The following is a 16,621-nucleotide window of genomic DNA, read 5'->3' on the forward strand; positions in this document are numbered from 1 at the left end:
ATGGAATCGGAACCCGGCTCTTGATTGTTGTTTTGACGCGTTTTCTTCACGCGAACCGGTATCCACTTCGCTTGAAAACGCTCCAGTGTCCGCTTACGGAGATACCGGATGCCAAATCGCAACGTCCTGTATCTCGTGATCGCCGCGCTGGTCGTGATCGCAGGCATGCTCGGCTACAATCTTTACCAGGCGAAGAAGCAGCCCGAAGGCCTTCAGATCAATGTCGGGCCCGACGGGCTCAAGATCCAGAACAAGTGAAGGAGGCTGCGATGCTGCGCTTGGGATTCGTCGCGCTGGTCAGCGTCGCAGCTCTTGGCGCGATGGCGCAATCTGCCGCAGCAGAGCAGTCCTACATGCGTGAGGGCGACATCGTCGATCTGCGGGTCGGCCAGCGCGTCCTTGTCGATGACGGCTCGTGCCCGGCTGGGCAGATCAAGCAGGTCGTCGGCTCCAGGCTGAGCCAGAACGGCGTGGTGCGGACCAGCAGCTGCGTGCCGCGCCTCGCCAAAAAGTAAAACGCCCCGCTGTCGCGAGGCGCTTGGTTCCTCATTACTTTGATGCGCGGCTCAGTTCGAGACCGGCTCGAACATGCATTGCAGGGTCGGCTTGGCGATCTTGGTGAAGGTTGGGCCGATCTCGCCCTGCTTGGACGGCGGCACCCAATCGGTCTCGATGGTCGGCACACCGGTCTCGCTGATCCCGCGCAGCAGCGCCTGGCGCAGGTCGGGATCGTCCACCGTCGCGGCGGCGTGGTCGTGCAGGCAGCCGCACACGGCCTCGGGATGTGCCCAGCGGCCGAGCATATGCGGCGCGCATTGCCGCACGAACTCGTCGCGCGGTTCAGGCACGCGGTACAGCGAGCGGATCTGCATCGATTCGAGGGGGAGCTGGGATTGGGCCTGCGCGGCGCCCGCCAAGGGCCCCATCAGGACAAGCGATGCCAACATCGCGGCGGAACAGATACGGAGCACCATTGGGAGAGCCTTTACCGGCAGTTCTATTTTTTGCGTCGCGCTCAGTTGGCCTGTGCCATCACCATCGGGACCGGGGTGACTACCGGCGAGCCGTTATAGGAGAAGGTGCCGATCCCGGGCAAACCGCTGTCCGGCGAGCCTGCCATCGACGAGCCGGCCATCACAAAGGCGAAGGCGAGGATCAGGCTCATGGTTCGCATCTGACAGTCTCCGTTATTCCGCTCGTCGGCGTCCGGCGCCGTTGTGTGACGGTCTGATAACGATCTGCCGTTTCGGGAGTTCTGCGGAACAAGCCGAAAATGGTTTCGTCGGAACTGGAATTGTTTCGTCGACCAGCGGTCCACGAAACATTCGGCCGAAAACCCCAATGATTTCAGCGGCAGAAGCGTGGCTGAAAGGCTGTTGAAAACTTCGCGCGACCAACGCCGACCCCGGCCGCTGCCGGAGCCGCGGCCAATTACGCGTGCAAACTGAACGAGCTAGCGCGCTTTGTTAACTTTCCTCTGCTGAGAGAGGAAGCAGCACGGCAAGGACGGCGGTGAACCGGGCGGCGGTTCGGCCGACTCATCTGGGCGCCGTGCAACCATCTTCGCGGTGGCACGTTGTGGTAATCTCTCCCGATCCAACGAAGGATGTCAGTCGTGGGCAATGGCAACATAGGTGTTGGCAATGAATCCGCGGCGAGCAAATCCGGCCAGCAGCAGATGACGGCCGCGATGCCGCAGCAAGGCGCCTACGTCATGGGCGACAATGAGTGCGCGCCGCAGAAGCTGGTCCGCCTCGTTGGCTGCCGCGACTCGAAGGTCAAACCGGGCCTTGGCATCCGCGCGAAGCAGTTCGGGCAAACCGAGCGCTAGCTCGCCCACCGCCTCAGCCGCCTGCGCCAAGTCGCTGCTCCAGCTATTGAATGAACTCGCCGCACTTCTGCACGGCAGCATCGGCTGCGCCCCACGGCATGATCGGCACCGACGACGTCGAGTTCTTTGGCGAGCCCTCGATCAGCCGGTCCGAATAGACCATGTAGACCAGCACATTGCGCTTGGCGTCGCAGCCGCGCACGATCTGCATCTTCTTGAAGAACAGCGACCGGCGCTTGCTGAACATGTCGTCGCCCTGCCCGAGCTTGGTCTTGAAGCGGATCGGCCCGATCTGCCGGCACGCCAGCGAGATATCGGAGACTTCCTCGGCAAGGCCAAGCCATCCCTTGAAGCCGCCCTTTTCCGGTACCGTGAAGTGACAGGCGACGCCCTCGACCTCGGGATCGTCGACGCCATAGGTCGCGAGCTTGTCGTTGGGGCTCACCCATTTGAACACGGTGGAGCGGCGGAAGATCAGGTCCGGCTCGTCGGCCGCGGCCGCAGGACCTGCCTGCCCCAAAGCCAGCAACATCAGCAGCACCGCGCATCCCCAGCGAGACAACCGTCGCAGGTCACACAAGCTCACATATCTCGATGTCATTGAGGTCTCCGCGGGGTGGGTCCCGCCTATGTAGTGCGCAAACGCCGCACAGGAAGGCGCTGACAGTTCGGTGATCGGCCCGGGCGCTTTAACCTCTTGTGAGGCTTTTTTGCTACTCTTTCGTCGAAAATCCGCCCCTCACGGAAGGGTTAGATCGCTTGCGCTGGTGAACGCGTTGTGCGTCTGCGACAACCAACAGGTAGTTTGGACTGGGATTCGGAATATGCGCGCAGGTGGACGGCGGATTTCGATTTTTGATCTTGCGAATGAGCGGTTCTGGCAGCTTGCAATTCTGACGACCGCCGGCACCGTCGCCGCCTCCACACAGGCCGATGCAGCGCTCTATTACTGGAACCGCGACTCCGCCTTCTACGGCGACTATGAGCCGCTGCCACAGCCGCACCGGCAGAAGCCGAAGCGCAACGCGGCCAAGAAGAATCCGGCGCTTGAGAAGGAGGCCGGCAGCAAGCCGCAAGGTCCCCTGATCATCTCGGTCTCGATCGACCAGCAGCGGGTCAGCCTCTACGATGCCAACGGCCTCTACGCCGAGAGCCCGGTGTCAACGGGCATGAAGGGGCACTCGACCCCGATGGGTGTCTTCAGCGTCATCCAGAAGCAGAAGTACCATCAGTCCAACATCTACAGCGGCGCGCCGATGCCGTATATGCAGCGCATCACCTGGTCGGGCATCGCCATGCACGCCGGCGTGCTGCCCGGCTATCCGGCCTCCCATGGCTGCATCCGCATGCCGATGTCGTTCGCGGTCAAGATGTACAACTGGACACGGATGGGCGCCCGCGTGTTCGTCACGCCCGGCACGATCTCTCCGGAGAGTTTCTCCCACCCGCTGCTGGTGACGCAGAAGGTGGCGCCGCAACAGCCGGTCGCCGACGATATCCTGACGATGGATGCGCCGCTCGGCGTGAAGAGCGACAAGGGCGCCGACAAGCCGCAGACCGGTCTCGATTTGCGCACGAGCGTCGGCCATGCCGCCGCGTCGCTGCGCGACAACACCCACACCGCCGACGCCAGCAGCGCGATGCCGGCAGCGAGTGCGTCGGTGACGATGTCCGATGCGTCCTCTTCCACAGCGCGCGACGCCATCGCGGAGAAGATCGCCGCTGACAAGTCCGAGACGGTGAAGGCCGAGACAGCCGCCGCCGACAAGCCGGCCGAGGCCAATTCCGCCGTCCGCGACAGCAACAGGACCACGGATGACAGGACTGTCGGCGAGACCACCGCCAGCACCGACACGCCAAAGACCGAGGTCTCCGCAAGCGATCCGGTGAAGGCGGAGGCCAAAGCCGACGAGCCCAAAGAGGACGCCGCCAAGCCCGCCGAGGCAGCCACCGCCGCCGATGCGCCCGACGCCAAGAAGGATCCGGCGCGGCTGCCGGGCACCGCCAGGATCGACGTGCCGAAGCGCGCCGGCCAGATCGCAGTGTTCATCAGCCGCAAGGATTCCAAGCTCTATGTGCGGCAGAATTTTGCCCCGCTGTTCGAGGTGCCGGTGACGATTGCGGCGAGCGACCGGCCACTCGGCACGCATGTGTTCACCGCGCAAGTCGACAAGACCGATGCGAACCTGCTGCGCTGGTCGGTGGTGACGCTGCCGACCCGCAACACCGCCCGCATCAACGTCGAGGAGCGCGCCTCGCATCGCCGCAAGGTCGCGGCCGCGGCGGTCGCCGAGGCCAAGCCGCAGCCGGTGACCAACAGCCCGGCCGAGGCGCTCGACCGCATCTCCATTCCGGCCGACGTGATGGCGCGGATCAGCGAAGCGCTCGGCACCGGCGGATCGATCATCGTCTCCGACCTCGGCGTGAACCAGGGCGAGACCGGCGAAGGCACCGACTTCATCCTGCCGCTGCGCTAGGGGGATGGTCGCGCGCGATGCCCGGATTGCGTCTCGCAGCGTCCGGGCCACCGATCTGCGGGCTATAACGCCTTCTTGAAAGCCTGAGCCAAGCCCGCTGGATTATGATGTCACGACATCTGTTCGGGGACGAGACCATGATGGACCGCAGGACACTGATCGTGGCGGCGTTCGCCGCAGCCGCAGCATCCCGCCCGTCGCATGCCGAACAGCCCGCGATGAGCCGGATCACCGCCTACGCCTTCTCATTTCCGGCGCTCGGCGGCGGCGATATCAGACTTGCCGACTATGCCGGCCGTCCCCTGATGATCGTGAACACGGCCTCGCTTTGTGGCTTCACGCCGCAATATGCCGGCCTGCAGCAACTCTGGACCGAATTCCGTGAGCGCGGCTTCGTCATCATCGGCGTCCCCTCCAATGATTTCGGCGGCCAGGAGCCCGGCGGCCCGACCGAGATCGCCGAGACTGCGCAGCATCAATATGGCGTCACCTTCCCGATCGCAGCGAAAGCAATCGTGCGCGGCGCGAGCGCGCATCCGTTCTACCGCTGGGCGGCGGAGGCTCGGCCGAAGGACGTGCCGCGCTGGAATTTTCACAAATACCTGATCGGCCGCGACGGCTACATCGCCGACGTTTTCGCTGAGTCGGTTGCGCCCGACGACACGCGCATCAAGACCGGAATCGCACGGGCATTGGCGGCCGCCTGAGATATCGCGATAATCCCCGGAATTAACTGATCCGACGAGGATTTTGGACACGCGCTCGCCACGTTCATTGCGTTGGCGTCGCCACTGCGACTAGGGTACGATCGGTTGGGGGCGAAGCGACCCGGTCGCGGCATTGCCGGCGCCCGGAGCGCGATCAGCAGGGAACACGCCATGCGCATTGCGACAGGTCTGATTTTCGCAGGGACCGTATCGTTGCTCGCGTCGAGCGCAGCTTGGTCGCAGACGCCGCCCGCCAAGGGCGCCACCGCGGCACCGGCAGCACCAGCGGCCGCGGCTCCCGCGCCGGCCGCCGCAGCCCCGGCACCAGCAACCGCAACGGCAGCCCCGGTTCCGCCGAAGCAACCGCCACAGCCGGCGCGCGCCGCCTGCAACAATCCGAACGCGCTCGGCGTCGGCCGCACGGTCGAGATCGACACCACTGGCGGTCCCGGCTTCGGCTTCGAGCATTTCAAGCAGCTCGACTTCCTGCGCGACCATGAGGTGGTGCTGACCTTCGACGACGGCCCGTGGCCGGGCAACACGCCGGCAGTGCTGAAGGCGCTCGCGGATGAATGCACCACGGGCATCTTCTTCCCGATCGGCAAGCATGCGACCTATCACCCCGAAATCCTGCGGCAGGTCTATGCCGCCGGCCACACGGTCGGCGCCCACACTTGGTCGCACGCCAATCTGAACAACAAGAAGCTGACCGAGGATCAGAAGAAGGACGAGATCGAGCGCGGCTACGCCGCGGTCAAGTGGGCGCTCGAGACCTCACCCTCGCCGTTCTTCCGCTTCCCGGCGCTGCAGCATCCGCCGGAGATGGTGACCTATCTCGGCAACCGCAACATCGCGATCTTCTCCTGCGACCTCGACTCCTTCGACTTCAAGGCGAGCAAGCCGCAGCAGGTGATCGACACCGTGATGAGGAAGCTGAACAAGCTCGGCAAGGGCATCATCCTGATGCACGACTTCCAGAAGCACACCGCGGAAGCCTTGCCGACGCTGCTGACGCAGCTCAAGGCCGGTGGCTACAAGGTGGTCGCGATGCGCGCCAAGTTCCCGGTGACGGTGCTGCCGCAATACGAGCAGGAGCTCGCCAAGGACGTCAAGCTGCCGACCGTAAGCTCGCGCCCGGTGAACAGCGTCGTCACGACCGTCGATCAGCAATAGCGCCGGCGACAATCCTGGTGCCCGAGCTACGTATCGAAGGCTTCGTCATCGTCTCCGCCGATGGCCGGCTGGCGAATGCGCGGAATGTGATGCCCGACGATCTCAAGATCGAGGGCGACAAGCGGTTCTTCACCGCAGCCCTCGACCGCGCCGACCTCATCGTGCATGGCCGTCACTCAGAGGAAGAGCAGCCGAACGCGCCAAGGCGGCGGCGCCTGATCCTGACCCGCAAGGTCGCGGCCACCGCACCCGACCCCGATAATCCGAAAGCGCTGTTGTGGAATCCCGCCGGCTGCCCGTTCGAGACGGCGAGCCGCGAGGCCGGCGTGACCTCGGGCATGGCCGCGATCATCGGCGGCCCGGGCGTGTTCGGCATGTTCATGGACCGCTACGACACGTTCTGGCTCTCGGTCGCCCCGAATGTGCACATCCCCGACGGCGAGCCATGCTTTCCCGGCGTCCCCGCCCGCACCCCGCAGCAGGTGCTGTCAGCGCACGGCCTTCACGCCGCCGCGCCGCAGCTGATCGACGCTGCGCATGATGTCAGCGTGACGCCGTGGCGGCGGGTGGGTTGAAAGCGGGGCCGCGCGTCGTGTGGACCCGTTGGCTCTACCCATCCTGCGCCACTGCGCCCTACACGTCCCCGTAGGCCGGGTCGTCGCGGCGCGGGCCGCGGCCGTAGCCGGCGATGATGAACAGCGCGCCGATCAGCGACAGGTTCTTCAGCGCATCGATCAGCGTCCTGACGTTGTCGGGCGCCGGCTGATTCCAGAAATCATGGAAGTAGAAGGTGGCGAAGCACACGAAGATGATCAGGAGGATCGCGAAGAACCGCGCCAGCACGTTCACCGCGATCATCAGCCCGGCGACGATCTCGAAGCCGCCGATCGTGATCGCCAGCAGCTGCATGAAGGGCATCCCGACGGAGGCTTCGATCTGCTGCGTATAGGGCGCGACCACGGCCGGGATCGTCACCTTGGCCGCCAGCAGATCCGCCGTCGCCTGGATGCCGAACAGCTTGCTCGCGCCCGAATAGAGGAACAGCACGGCGAACAGGATCCGCCCGAAGGTGATGAACGCTGGCATGGGTCGGCCTCACTGGATGGCAGAAATCGGACGAAGCAGGCCCAGCGATTATGGTCGCTCCGCCTGCCTCGATCAAATCGAATCCATCTCGGCTCAAACACGATGCGGAAAACCACGCTGCGGTTTTCCGAACATAACGTGCTCAAACAACGGCCGTCAGCCGAACAGCGTCGGCTGCGCGCGGCCGGCGCGCTCCTGGGCTTCGACGGCGGCCACCGCCGTCATGTTGAGGATGCCGCGCGCCGTCACGCCGGGGGTGAGGATGTGCGCCGGGCGCGCCGGACCGATCAGGATCGGCCCCACCGGCAACGCGTTGGCCAGCGATTTGATCATCTGGTAGGCGATGTTGGCGGCATCGAGGTTCGGCATGATCAGGATGTTGGCCTCGCCTTCCAGCCGCGACTGCGGCAGCACCAGGCGCCGCGCCGCCGCCGACAGCGCGGTGTCGCCCTGCATCTCGCCGTCGGCCTCGATCTCCGGATGCTTGTCCTTCAGGAGCTGGGTCGCCCGCCGCATCTTGCGCGAGGAATCCGTGTCATAACTGCCGAAGTCGGAATGTGACACGAAGGCGACCCTCGGCTTGAAGGCGAAGCGCTGGACGTGGATCGCCGCGAGCGACGCCACTTCGGCGAGTTCCTCCGCGCTCGGGTTCGGCCGCACCTGGGTATCGGCGAGGAAATGGGCGCCGGTGGAGGTGATCATCAGCGCCAGCGCGGCATAGTCGCTGACCCCCGGCAGGAAGCCGATGATCTCGCGGACATGCCGCAGATGGCTCATGTAGCGGCCCTCGACGCCGCACAGCATGGCGTCGGCCTCGCCACGCGAAACCGCAAGCGCCGCGATCACCGTATTGTTGGTGCGGACCACGGTGCGCGCGGCCTCCGGCGTCACGCCGCGCCGACCGGCGACATCGATATAGGACTGCACATAGGAACGGTAGCGCGGATCGTCCTCGGGATTGATCAGGTCGAAATCGCGGCCGGCCTTGATCGACAGGCCGAAGCGCTTGATCCTGGTCTCGACCACCGAGGGCCGGCCGACCAGGATCGGCCGCGCCAGCTTTTCCTCGAGCACCACCTGCGTCGCGCGCAGCACGCGCTCGTCCTCTCCTTCGGCGTAGATCACGCGCACCGGTTGGGTCTTCGCCTTGGCGAACACCGGCTTCATGGTGAGGCCGGAGCGGAACGCGAAGCGTTCGAGATTGGCAGCGTATTCGTCGAAATTGGTGATCGGCCGGGTCGCGACGCCGGACTCGATCGCGGCCTTGGCCACCGCCGGCGCGATGCGCAGGATCAGGCGCGGATCGAACGGGCTCGGGATCAGCGAGCCCGGGCCGAACCCCTGGGTCTCGCCGCTCTCGAAACCATGGGCCACCGCATCCGACGGCGGATCGCGCGCGAGCTGCGCGATCGCGTCCACCGCGGCGTGCTTCATCGCCTCGTTGATCGCGGTGGCGCCGGCGTCGAGCGCGCCGCGGAAGATGAAGGGGAAGCAGAGCACGTTGTTGACCTGGTTCGGAAAGTCCGACCGTCCCGTGCAGATCATCGCGTCGGGACGCGCCAGACGCGCCTCATCCGGCATGATCTCCGGCACCGGATTGGCAAGCGCCATCACCAGCGGCTTGTCGCCCATCTGCTTGACCATTTCGGGCTTCAGCACGCCCGGCGCCGACAGGCCGATGAAAATGTCCGCGCCCGGAATGACGTCGGCGAGCACGCGTGCGTCGGTCTTCTGGGTATAGACCGCCTTCCAGCGATCCATCGTGGTGTTGCGGCCCTCATAGACCACGCCGTCGATGTCGCAGACCCAGATGTTCTTGCGCTGTGCGCCCATCGAGACCAGCAGATTGAGGGTTGCGATCGCAGCCGCGCCCGCGCCCGAACAGACGATCTTCACATCGGACAGTTGCTTGCCGTTCAGCAACAGCCCGTTGACGATCGCGGCGGCGACGATGATCGCGGTGCCGTGCTGGTCGTCATGGAAGACCGGGATCTTCATGCGCTCCTTGAGCTGCGCCTCGATCTCGAAGCATTCCGGTCCGCGGATGTCCTCGAGGTTGATGCCGCCGAAGGTCGGCTCCAGCGCGGCGACGGTCTCGACCACGCGCTCGATCGTGTCGGCCTTGATCTCGATGTCGAACACGTCGATGCCGGCGAATTTCTTGAACAGCACCGCCTTGCCTTCCATGACGGGCTTGGAGGCCAGCGGACCGATATTGCCGAGACCGAGCACCGCGGTGCCGTTCGAGACCACGGCGACCAGATTGGCCCGGGCGGTCAGCGTCGCCGCCTCGGCCGGGTTCTTGGCGATCTCGGTGCAGGCGGCGGCCACGCCCGGCGAATAGGCCAGCGCCAGGTCACGCTGGTTGGCAAGCGGCTTGATCGCCTGGATCTCGAGCTTGCCCGGCCGCGGCAGCCGGTGATAGGCGAGCGCCGCGTTGTGGAGTTCTTCAGACGATGACGACATGCGTGCTCCCCGCGTTTCCGGCCCAAATTTCTTGTTTCTGTGCTAATCCAGGCGAAAGTCATTTGTCCGGCAAATCGAGCCGGATGTGAAGCATGTCCAGCCGCTTGGATGCAACATCCGATAATGTCTCCGTCAACAGGCCCGGGCCGGCCGTTCATCGACGCCTGCCCCTCCCCGCGCCATTCCGCCGGGGATTGGCAATTTTTTTCCCTTGATGATCCGGAGTTGACCGAATGAAGAAAATTCTGCTCGGCCTGATCGCCGTCGCAGTCCTCGCGGCCGGCAGCTACTTCGGTTTCGACTTCTATGCCCAACGCCGGGTCACCCGCGACGTCGAGGCCGCCTTCGAGCAGGTTCGTGCCACCGGCGCCAAGGCGAGCCACGGCAAGATCACGTTCGACGTCAAGAGCCGCACCCTGACGATCGCGGACGTCGCCACCGAGTCGGGGACGCAATCTCCGGTCAGCGTCAAGATTGCCAATCTCACGATGACCGGCCTCGGTCAAACCGACGCGGCACGGGTCTCCGCCGGCAATGTCGAGTTCAGCGATGTCGAGATCGGCGTGGCAGGACCTACCCCGACGATCACCTCACTGACCTACAAGGCGCCGCGGATCACGGTGAAGGATTATTCCGGCCCCACCAGCTTACCCCAGCTTCCGGCGGCGTCGTCGATCTTGGAGCTGTACCGGTCCGCATTTGGACTGCTCGCGAGCATCAACGCATCGTCGGTCGCTGCGCCCAGCCTGACCGGAACGATGACCTTCAGCGCCGCCGCAAAAGCCGGCGACGGCGCCGGCGGCGAATTCGCCTATTCGGGCATCGCCATTGAAAACATCAAGGACGGAAAGATCGCGTCCAGCAAAACTGACAAGGTTGTGTTCACGATCAACCAGCAGACGGCAGGCAAGCCGATCAAAATGACCGGCGAGCTCGCCAATATCGCCGCGACCGATATCGACGTTGGCGCGATGGCAGCGATATTCGATCCAGGCAAGGCCAGCGATGACAGGGAGTATCGGGTCCAGGGACACGTTTCGGCCGGTCCTTATGTCATTACCGCCGCGCCCGGTGTGAACATGCGGATCGAGGGAGTGACCGTCGACGACACCAGGATCAATCCGTCACGGATGCAACTGCCGGCGCTGCTGGCAATGATCCCGCCGCAAGGGAGTCCGCCGCCGTCTGCCGCCCAGGCACGCGACCTGCTGGACAAGATCGCCGGCCTCTATTCGGGCATCGGAATTGCAAATGCCGAGATGCATGGGCTCTCGGTCGAGACGCCGCAGGGCCCGCTCAAGCTCGCCTCGATGCGGTTCAACTTCGAACACGGCAAGATCGGCGAGCTTGCGGTCGAGGGACTCGATACCCGTGCGCCGAACGGTCCCATCAAGGTCGGACGCTTTGCGCTGAAGTCGCTCGACGTCGCCAACTTCATGCGGCTGTCGGCGCAGTTCGCCGCGCAGAAGCCATCGGCCGAACAGGCGCTGGCGCTATTCCCGCTGATCGAAGGCGTCGAGATCAAGGGCGTCGCGTCGCCCTACAAGGCCACCGGCAAGCCGGTCAACATCGACGTCGTCAGCCTCGACTGGGGTCAGTTCGTCGGATCGATCCCGAGCAAGCTGCGGCTGACCGCGAAGCTGGCGGCACCGCTGGATGCCGCCGATCCGCGGCAGCAACCGCTCGTCGCCGCCGGGATCGACCGGATGGCCGTCGACGCCGATCTCGGCGCCATTTGGACCGAGGCCTCACGCGCGTTCGCGCTCGAGCCGGTCAAGCTCGACATGGCGGGCCTGCTGAATGCGTCGGCAAGGCTCTCGCTCGGCAACGTGCCGCGCGAGGCATTCTCGACCAGCGCCGCGGAAGCCATGGGCGCGGCCGCGCAGATCGAAACCGGCACGATCGAGCTCACTGTCCATGACCTCGGCGTCATCGATCTCGCGATCGCTCAATTTGCGCGCACCCGGAACATCAGCCGCGACGAGGCGCGCAAGGTCATCCTCGACGCCATCAAGGCGCAGGGCGGCGAGATCGGCGGCGGCAATCCCGACGCCACCGCCCTCCTCACCGCGATCAGCCAGTTCGTCGAGACGCCGGGACAGACGCTGGTCATCAAGCTGACCCCGCGCGCGAAGGCGCCGGCGCTTCAATTGATGCAGCTGCTCAAGACCGATCCGCAGTCGGCGCTGGCGCAGTTCCGGATCGAGGCCTCGACGGGGCTGTAATCGCTGGGCCCTTAACTGCTTTTTCCTCTCCCCGTTCTTACGGGGAGAGGGTCAGGGTGAGGGGCTGCTTTTGAAAAATTGCTGTCGGACGGACTCGCGGAAACCCCTCACCCGGATGGCATCTAACGATGCAATCCGACCTCTCCCCGCAGGCGGGGCGAGGTGAAGGCCCGCCTACCCCTTCGCCGGCAGGTTGGTGCGGATGTGCAGTTCCTTGAGCTGCTTCGGCGTTGCTTCCGACGGCGCGCCCATCAGCAGGTCCATGGCCTGCTGGTTCATCGGGAACAGCGAGATCTCGCGCAGATTGTTGGTGCCGCAGAGCAGCATCACGATGCGGTCGAGGCCGGCCGCCATGCCGCCGTGCGGCGGCGCGCCGTACTGGAACGCACGGTACATGCCGCCGAAGCGGTCGATGACCTCCTGCTCGCCATAGCCCGCGATCTCGAACGCCTTCACCATCGCTTCCGGCTTGTGGTTGCGGATGCCGCCGGAGGCGATCTCATAGCCGTTGCAGGCGATGTCGTACTGGAACGCCTTGATGGTCAGCGGGTCCTGCGTCTTCAGGGCGTCGAGGCCGCCCTGCGGCATCGAGAACGGGTTGTGCGAGAAGTCGACCTTCTTGTTCTCCTCGTCATACTCGTACATCGGGAAGTCGACGATCCAGGCGAGCTCGAACCGGTCCTTGTCGATCAGGTTCAATTCCTCGCCGAGCTTGGTGCGCGCGAGGCCTGCGAACTTCCAGAACTTCTCGGGATCGCCGGCGACGAAGAACGCCGCATCGCCTTCCTTGAGGCCGAGCTGGTCGCGGATCGCAGCCGTGCGCTCGGGGCCGATGTTGTTCGCCAAGGGACCTGCGCCCTCGCCGCCCTCGCGCCACATGATGTAGCCGAGGCCGGGCTGGCCTTCGCCCTGCCCCCACGAGTTCATGCGGTCGCAGAACGCACGGCTGCCGCCGCCGGTGCCGGGAATCGCCCAGACCTGGTTCTTCGGGTCTTCCAGCATCCGCGCGAACACCTTGAAGCCGGAGCCGCGGAAGTGCTCGGAGACTTCCTGCATCACGATCTTGTTGCGCAGGTCGGGCTTGTCGGAGCCGTATTTGCGCACGGCCTCCGCGAACGGAATCCGCGGCCAGTTCTTCGTGACCGGCTTGCCCTTGGCAAAGTCCTCGAACACGCCTGTAATCACAGGCTCCATCGCCGCGAACACGTCGTCCTGGGTGACAAAGCTCATCTCGACGTCGAGCTGATAGAACTCGCCCGGCAGGCGGTCGGCGCGCGGGTCCTCGTCGCGGAAGCACGGCGCGATCTGGAAGTAGCGGTCGAAGCCCGACATCATCAAGAGCTGCTTGTACTGCTGCGGCGCTTGCGGCAGCGCGTAGAACTTGCCGGGATGGATGCGCGAGGGCACCAGGAAGTCGCGCGCGCCTTCCGGCGATGACGCCGTCAGGATCGGGGTCTGGAATTCGAAGAAGCCCTGCTCCTTCATCCGCTTGCGCATGGAATCGACCACCGCGCCGCGGGTCATGATGTTCTGGTGCAGCTTCTCGCGCCGCAGGTCGAGGAAGCGGTACTTCAGCCTGATATCTTCAGGATATTCCTGTTCGCCGAACACCGGCAGCGGCAGCTCGGCCGCCGGGCCCAGCACCTCGATCTCCTTGATGTAGACCTCGACCATGCCGGTCGGCAGTTCGGGATTGTCGGTGCCGCCGGGACGGCGGCGCACCTTGCCGTCGATCCGCACCACCCATTCGGAGCGGAACTTCTCGACCTCGGCGAACGCCGGCGAGTCCGGATCGGCCACGCATTGGGTGATGCCGTAATGGTCGCGCAGATCGACGAACAGCACGCCGCCATGGTCGCGGACCCGGTGAACCCAACCCGAAAGCCGGACCGTCTGGTCGATATCGCCCTCTCGGAGCGCGCCGCATGTGTGTGACCGGTAGCGATGCATAGTCGTTCCAAAAACTGATGTCGGAGGAGAATCGCGATAGGAAACTTCCTATCCGAAGGCGCTGGGTTTACCCGAGCCCGCTCGGGGCGGCAACCAAGGGAACGCCCGCTTTTGGCCCGAAACCGCACATTTTCCGGCGATCCGGGCCAGGTGGCCGCCAATCATTTGCCTATTCGGCCCGCAGGCCTATCTTGCGGATATGACCATCCATTTCCCGTTCCAGAACACCTATTCGGCGCTGCCGGCGAACTTTTTCGCCCGCGTCGCGCCGACCCCGGTCGCCTCCCCCCGGCTGATCAAGCTGAACCGGCCGCTCGCGGTCCAGCTCGGGCTGGACCCGAACCTGCTCTCGACGGCGGAGGGCGCCGAAATCCTTGCCGGCAAGCGGCTGCCTGACGGCGCCGACCCGATCGCCATGGCCTATGCCGGCCACCAGTTCGGGCACTTTGTTCCGCAGCTCGGCGACGGCCGCGCCATCCTGCTCGGCGAGGTCATCGACAGAGACGGCGTCCGCCGTGACATCCAGCTCAAGGGATCCGGCCCGACCCCGTTCTCCCGCCGCGGCGACGGCCGCGCCGCGCTCGGTCCTGTGCTGCGCGAATACATCGTCAGCGAGGCGATGTTCGCTTTGGGCATCCCGACCACCAGATCACTTGCAGCGGTCGTCACCGGCGAGCCCGTGATGCGCGAGACGGCGCTACCCGGTGCGGTGCTGACCCGCGTCGCCGCGAGCCACATCCGCGTCGGCACCTTCCAGTTCTTCGCCGCCCGCGGCGACACCGAGGGCGTGCGTGCGCTCGCCGACCATGTCATCGCCAGGCACTATCCCGAGCTGAAGGACGCCGCCCAGCCCTATCACGCCCTGCTCGCCGGCGTCGTGGCACGGCAGGCCGCGCTGGTCGCGCGCTGGCTCCTGGTCGGCTTCATTCACGGCGTGATGAACACCGACAACACCTCGATCTCGGGCGAGACCATCGATTACGGCCCCTGCGCCTTCCTTGATGCCTACAACCCGGCGCAGGTGTTCTCCTCGATCGACGAGATGGGCCGTTATGCCTATGCCAACCAGCCGCGCATCGCGTTGTGGAATCTGACCCGGCTCGCCGAATGCCTGCTGCCGCTGTTCGCGGACGAGCAGGAGAAGGCCATCGAACAGGCGCAAGTGATCCTCGGCGAATTCCCCGAAAAGTTCACCGCGGCCTATAATGCCGGGCTGCGCGCCAAGGTCGGCCTGTTCACCGCGCGCGACGGTGACGAGGCGCTGATCCAGGATCTGCTGGACGCGATGGCCAAGAACGCGGCCGACTTCACGCTGGCCTTCCGCCATCTCGGCGAGGCCGCAAGCGATGACGCCGCGGACGTCCGCGCGCAGTTCACCGATCCCGCGGCGTTCGACGAATGGGCCGCCCGCTGGCGCGCCCGCCTCGCGCTGGAGCCGCAAGCGCCGGCCGAGCGCAAGGCCGCGATGCAGGCGGTCAATCCGGCCTTCATCCCGCGCAACCACCGGATCGAGGCGGTGATTGCGGCTGCGGTGAACTCGGATGACTACGCGCCGTTCGAGGAATTGCTGACGGTGCTGGCCAGGCCCTTTGAGGACCAGCCGCAGTTCGCGGCCTACGCCGATCCGCCGCTCCCCGAGCAGCGCGTGACGCAGACATTCTGCGGGACGTGAGCTCATCCTGCGCATTCACACCGTCACCACGATCTTGCCGAACTGCGTGTTCGACTCCAGGTACCGGTGCGCCTCGACGATCTCCTCGAACGGAAACGTCCTGGCGATGATCGGCTTCAAGGCGCCGTCCGCAAGCCCGTCGAGGATGAACGCCTTCGCCGCCGCAAGCCGCACGGGGTCGCGCACGATCTCGTGCACGAGGTAGCCGCGCAGGGTCAGGCTCTTGCCGAGCACGTTGGCGAGCGGGAACGGCGTCGGCTCAGGACTGAGTCCACCATATTCGATCAGGATGCCGCCGGTTGCCATCGCCGCCGTCAGCGGCACGAAGGCCGGGCCGCCGACGGCATCGAGCACCACGCGCACGCCGTTCGGTCCCGCGAGCTGCTCCAGCCTTGATTGCAGATCCTGCTGCGCCGACGCGATCACGTGCGCCGCGCCGGCCTCACGCAGCGCCTCCGCCTTGGCCGATGTCCGCGTCACCGCAATCGGGACCGCGCCGATACGGTTGGCGATCTGGATCGCCGCGAGCCCGACGCTGCTCGACGCCGCTGTGATGACGACGAACTCGCCTCGCCCGAGCCTTGCAAGATCGAACAGCGCACCGAACGCGGTGAGATACTGCATCCATACCGCAGCGGCCGTTTCAAAGCCGAGCGCGGGTGGATGCTTGACGACAAGCTCCGCCGGAAAGGTCGCGAGCTCGGCATGGGCCGGCCAGCGCACCATCGAGACCGGCGGCACGACGCTCACGGCATCGCCCGGCGCAAATTCTTCGACGCCTTCGCCGATCGCCGCGACAATCCCGGCGGCTTCCAGCCCGAGGCCGGACGGCAGCGTCGCGGTCTCGATATAGCTGCCTCGGCGCAGCGAGGCCTCGGCGCGGTTGAGCCCGAGCGCCTTGACGCGGATCTGAACCTCGCCGCGCGCCGGCGGCGCAATCGCGATCTCCTCGATACGCAGCACCTCGGGACCACCATGCTGGTGAAAGCGGACGACGCGGGCCATGGGCGAACTCCAAAACAATTGAATGGAAT

The 16,621-nt window shown here is 65.4% G+C and carries 16 protein-coding genes; 8 read left to right on the forward strand and 8 right to left on the reverse strand.

Annotated elements, in window-relative coordinates; translation table 11 throughout:
* Positions 1–108: 108 nt before the first annotated feature.
* Positions 109–258 (forward strand): hypothetical protein, encoded by a 150-nt coding sequence (locus tag JEY66_RS25840; RefSeq protein WP_016843044.1) that lies wholly within the window; start codon positions 109–111, stop codon positions 256–258.
* 11 nt (positions 259–269) lie between these two features.
* The gene (locus JEY66_RS25845) at positions 270–515 is read left to right on the forward strand and encodes a DUF6719 family protein (protein ID WP_051110164.1); all 246 of its coding nucleotides are present in this window, start codon (positions 270–272) and stop codon (positions 513–515) included.
* Between the two features lie 51 nt (positions 516–566).
* Here JEY66_RS25845 and JEY66_RS25850 read toward each other — a convergent pair whose 3' ends face one another.
* The 4 genes from JEY66_RS25850 to JEY66_RS25865 all read right to left on the reverse strand — a co-directional run bounded on the left by JEY66_RS25850 (position 567) and on the right by JEY66_RS25865 (position 2,432).
* Positions 567–974 carry a hypothetical protein gene (locus tag JEY66_RS25850; protein ID WP_018271325.1) on the reverse strand — a complete coding sequence of 136 codons (408 nt, stop codon included), beginning with the start codon at positions 972–974 and terminating at the stop codon, positions 567–569.
* A gap of 41 nt (positions 975–1,015) precedes the next feature.
* Positions 1,016–1,174 carry a hypothetical protein gene (locus tag JEY66_RS25855; RefSeq protein ID WP_167350432.1) on the reverse strand — a complete coding sequence of 53 codons (159 nt, stop codon included), beginning with the start codon at positions 1,172–1,174 and terminating at the stop codon, positions 1,016–1,018.
* A 435-nt stretch (positions 1,175–1,609) separates the two neighbouring features.
* Positions 1,610–1,861 (reverse strand): hypothetical protein, encoded by a 252-nt coding sequence (locus tag JEY66_RS25860; RefSeq protein ID WP_157183453.1) that lies wholly within the window; start codon positions 1,859–1,861, stop codon positions 1,610–1,612.
* 13 nt (positions 1,862–1,874) lie between these two features.
* A complete protein-coding gene (locus JEY66_RS25865) occupies positions 1,875–2,432 on the reverse strand; it encodes a CreA family protein (protein WP_026192690.1) in 558 nt (185 codons plus the stop codon).
* Positions 2,433–2,655: 223 nt separating this feature from the next.
* On the opposite strand from JEY66_RS25865, the gene JEY66_RS25870 reads away from it, so the two are divergent.
* From JEY66_RS25870 to JEY66_RS25885, 4 genes are all read left to right on the forward strand, one after another.
* Positions 2,656–4,308, forward strand: a complete 1,653-nt coding sequence (locus tag JEY66_RS25870) for a L,D-transpeptidase (protein WP_018271324.1) — start codon at positions 2,656–2,658, stop codon at positions 4,306–4,308.
* Between the two features lie 137 nt (positions 4,309–4,445).
* Positions 4,446–5,015 (forward strand): glutathione peroxidase, encoded by a 570-nt coding sequence (locus JEY66_RS25875; protein ID WP_026192688.1) that lies wholly within the window; start codon positions 4,446–4,448, stop codon positions 5,013–5,015.
* A gap of 171 nt (positions 5,016–5,186) precedes the next feature.
* Positions 5,187–6,188: a polysaccharide deacetylase family protein gene (locus JEY66_RS25880; RefSeq protein WP_018271322.1), complete on the forward strand. Its 1,002-nt coding sequence runs from the start codon at positions 5,187–5,189 to the stop codon at positions 6,186–6,188.
* A 17-nt stretch (positions 6,189–6,205) separates the two neighbouring features.
* Entirely contained in the window at positions 6,206–6,763 is a 558-nt protein-coding gene (locus JEY66_RS25885; RefSeq protein ID WP_018271321.1) for a dihydrofolate reductase family protein, read from the forward strand.
* A gap of 58 nt (positions 6,764–6,821) precedes the next feature.
* On the opposite strand, the gene JEY66_RS25890 is transcribed toward JEY66_RS25885, so the two are convergent.
* A complete protein-coding gene (locus JEY66_RS25890; RefSeq protein ID WP_016840347.1) occupies positions 6,822–7,274 on the reverse strand; it encodes a DoxX family protein in 453 nt (150 codons plus the stop codon).
* Between the two features lie 156 nt (positions 7,275–7,430).
* A complete protein-coding gene (locus tag JEY66_RS25895) occupies positions 7,431–9,740 on the reverse strand; it encodes an NADP-dependent malic enzyme (RefSeq protein WP_016840348.1) in 2,310 nt (769 codons plus the stop codon).
* A gap of 233 nt (positions 9,741–9,973) precedes the next feature.
* On the opposite strand from JEY66_RS25895, the gene JEY66_RS25900 reads away from it, so the two are divergent.
* Positions 9,974–11,965 carry a hypothetical protein gene (locus tag JEY66_RS25900; RefSeq protein ID WP_018271320.1) on the forward strand — a complete coding sequence of 664 codons (1,992 nt, stop codon included), beginning with the start codon at positions 9,974–9,976 and terminating at the stop codon, positions 11,963–11,965.
* Positions 11,966–12,139: 174 nt separating this feature from the next.
* Here the strand turns inward: JEY66_RS25900 and aspS are convergent, their stop codons facing one another.
* Positions 12,140–13,915, reverse strand: a complete 1,776-nt coding sequence (gene aspS, locus JEY66_RS25905; RefSeq protein WP_018271319.1) for an aspartate--tRNA ligase — start codon at positions 13,913–13,915, stop codon at positions 12,140–12,142.
* Between the two features lie 199 nt (positions 13,916–14,114).
* On the opposite strand from aspS, the gene JEY66_RS25910 reads away from it, so the two are divergent.
* Positions 14,115–15,587 (forward strand): protein adenylyltransferase SelO, encoded by a 1,473-nt coding sequence (locus JEY66_RS25910; protein ID WP_016840351.1) that lies wholly within the window; start codon positions 14,115–14,117, stop codon positions 15,585–15,587.
* A 15-nt stretch (positions 15,588–15,602) separates the two neighbouring features.
* Here JEY66_RS25910 and JEY66_RS25915 read toward each other — a convergent pair whose 3' ends face one another.
* On the reverse strand, positions 15,603–16,592 hold the full coding sequence (locus JEY66_RS25915; protein WP_018271318.1) for a zinc-dependent alcohol dehydrogenase family protein: 990 nt from the start codon (positions 16,590–16,592) through the stop codon (positions 15,603–15,605).
* Positions 16,593–16,621: the final 29 nt, after the last annotated feature.

Origin of the sequence: Bradyrhizobium elkanii USDA 76 (genome assembly GCF_023278185.1) — a bacterium.
GTDB classification, from domain to species: domain Bacteria; phylum Pseudomonadota; class Alphaproteobacteria; order Rhizobiales; family Xanthobacteraceae; genus Bradyrhizobium; species Bradyrhizobium elkanii.

Bases quoted from the DNA above. Each gene is read 5' to 3' on its own strand.
- JEY66_RS25840 (WP_016843044.1), top strand. From the start codon at position 109: ATGCCAAATCGCAACGTCCTGTATCTCGTGATCGCCGCGCTGGTCGTG.
- JEY66_RS25845 (WP_051110164.1), top strand. From the start codon at position 270: ATGCTGCGCTTGGGATTCGTCGCGCTGGTCAGCGTCGCAGCTCTTGGC.
- JEY66_RS25850 (WP_018271325.1), bottom strand. From the start codon at position 974: ATGGTGCTCCGTATCTGTTCCGCCGCGATGTTGGCATCGCTTGTCCTG.
- JEY66_RS25855 (WP_167350432.1), bottom strand. From the start codon at position 1,174: ATGCGAACCATGAGCCTGATCCTCGCCTTCGCCTTTGTGATGGCCGGC.
- JEY66_RS25865 (WP_026192690.1), bottom strand. From the start codon at position 2,432: ATGACATCGAGATATGTGAGCTTGTGTGACCTGCGACGGTTGTCTCGC.
- JEY66_RS25870 (WP_018271324.1), top strand. From the start codon at position 2,656: ATGCGCGCAGGTGGACGGCGGATTTCGATTTTTGATCTTGCGAATGAG.
- JEY66_RS25875 (WP_026192688.1), top strand. From the start codon at position 4,446: ATGATGGACCGCAGGACACTGATCGTGGCGGCGTTCGCCGCAGCCGCA.
- JEY66_RS25880 (WP_018271322.1), top strand. From the start codon at position 5,187: ATGCGCATTGCGACAGGTCTGATTTTCGCAGGGACCGTATCGTTGCTC.
- JEY66_RS25890 (WP_016840347.1), bottom strand. From the start codon at position 7,274: ATGCCAGCGTTCATCACCTTCGGGCGGATCCTGTTCGCCGTGCTGTTC.
- JEY66_RS25895 (WP_016840348.1), bottom strand. From the start codon at position 9,740: ATGTCGTCATCGTCTGAAGAACTCCACAACGCGGCGCTCGCCTATCAC.
- JEY66_RS25900 (WP_018271320.1), top strand. From the start codon at position 9,974: ATGAAGAAAATTCTGCTCGGCCTGATCGCCGTCGCAGTCCTCGCGGCC.
- aspS (WP_018271319.1), bottom strand. From the start codon at position 13,915: ATGCATCGCTACCGGTCACACACATGCGGCGCGCTCCGAGAGGGCGAT.
- JEY66_RS25910 (WP_016840351.1), top strand. From the start codon at position 14,115: ATGACCATCCATTTCCCGTTCCAGAACACCTATTCGGCGCTGCCGGCG.
- JEY66_RS25915 (WP_018271318.1), bottom strand. From the start codon at position 16,592: ATGGCCCGCGTCGTCCGCTTTCACCAGCATGGTGGTCCCGAGGTGCTG.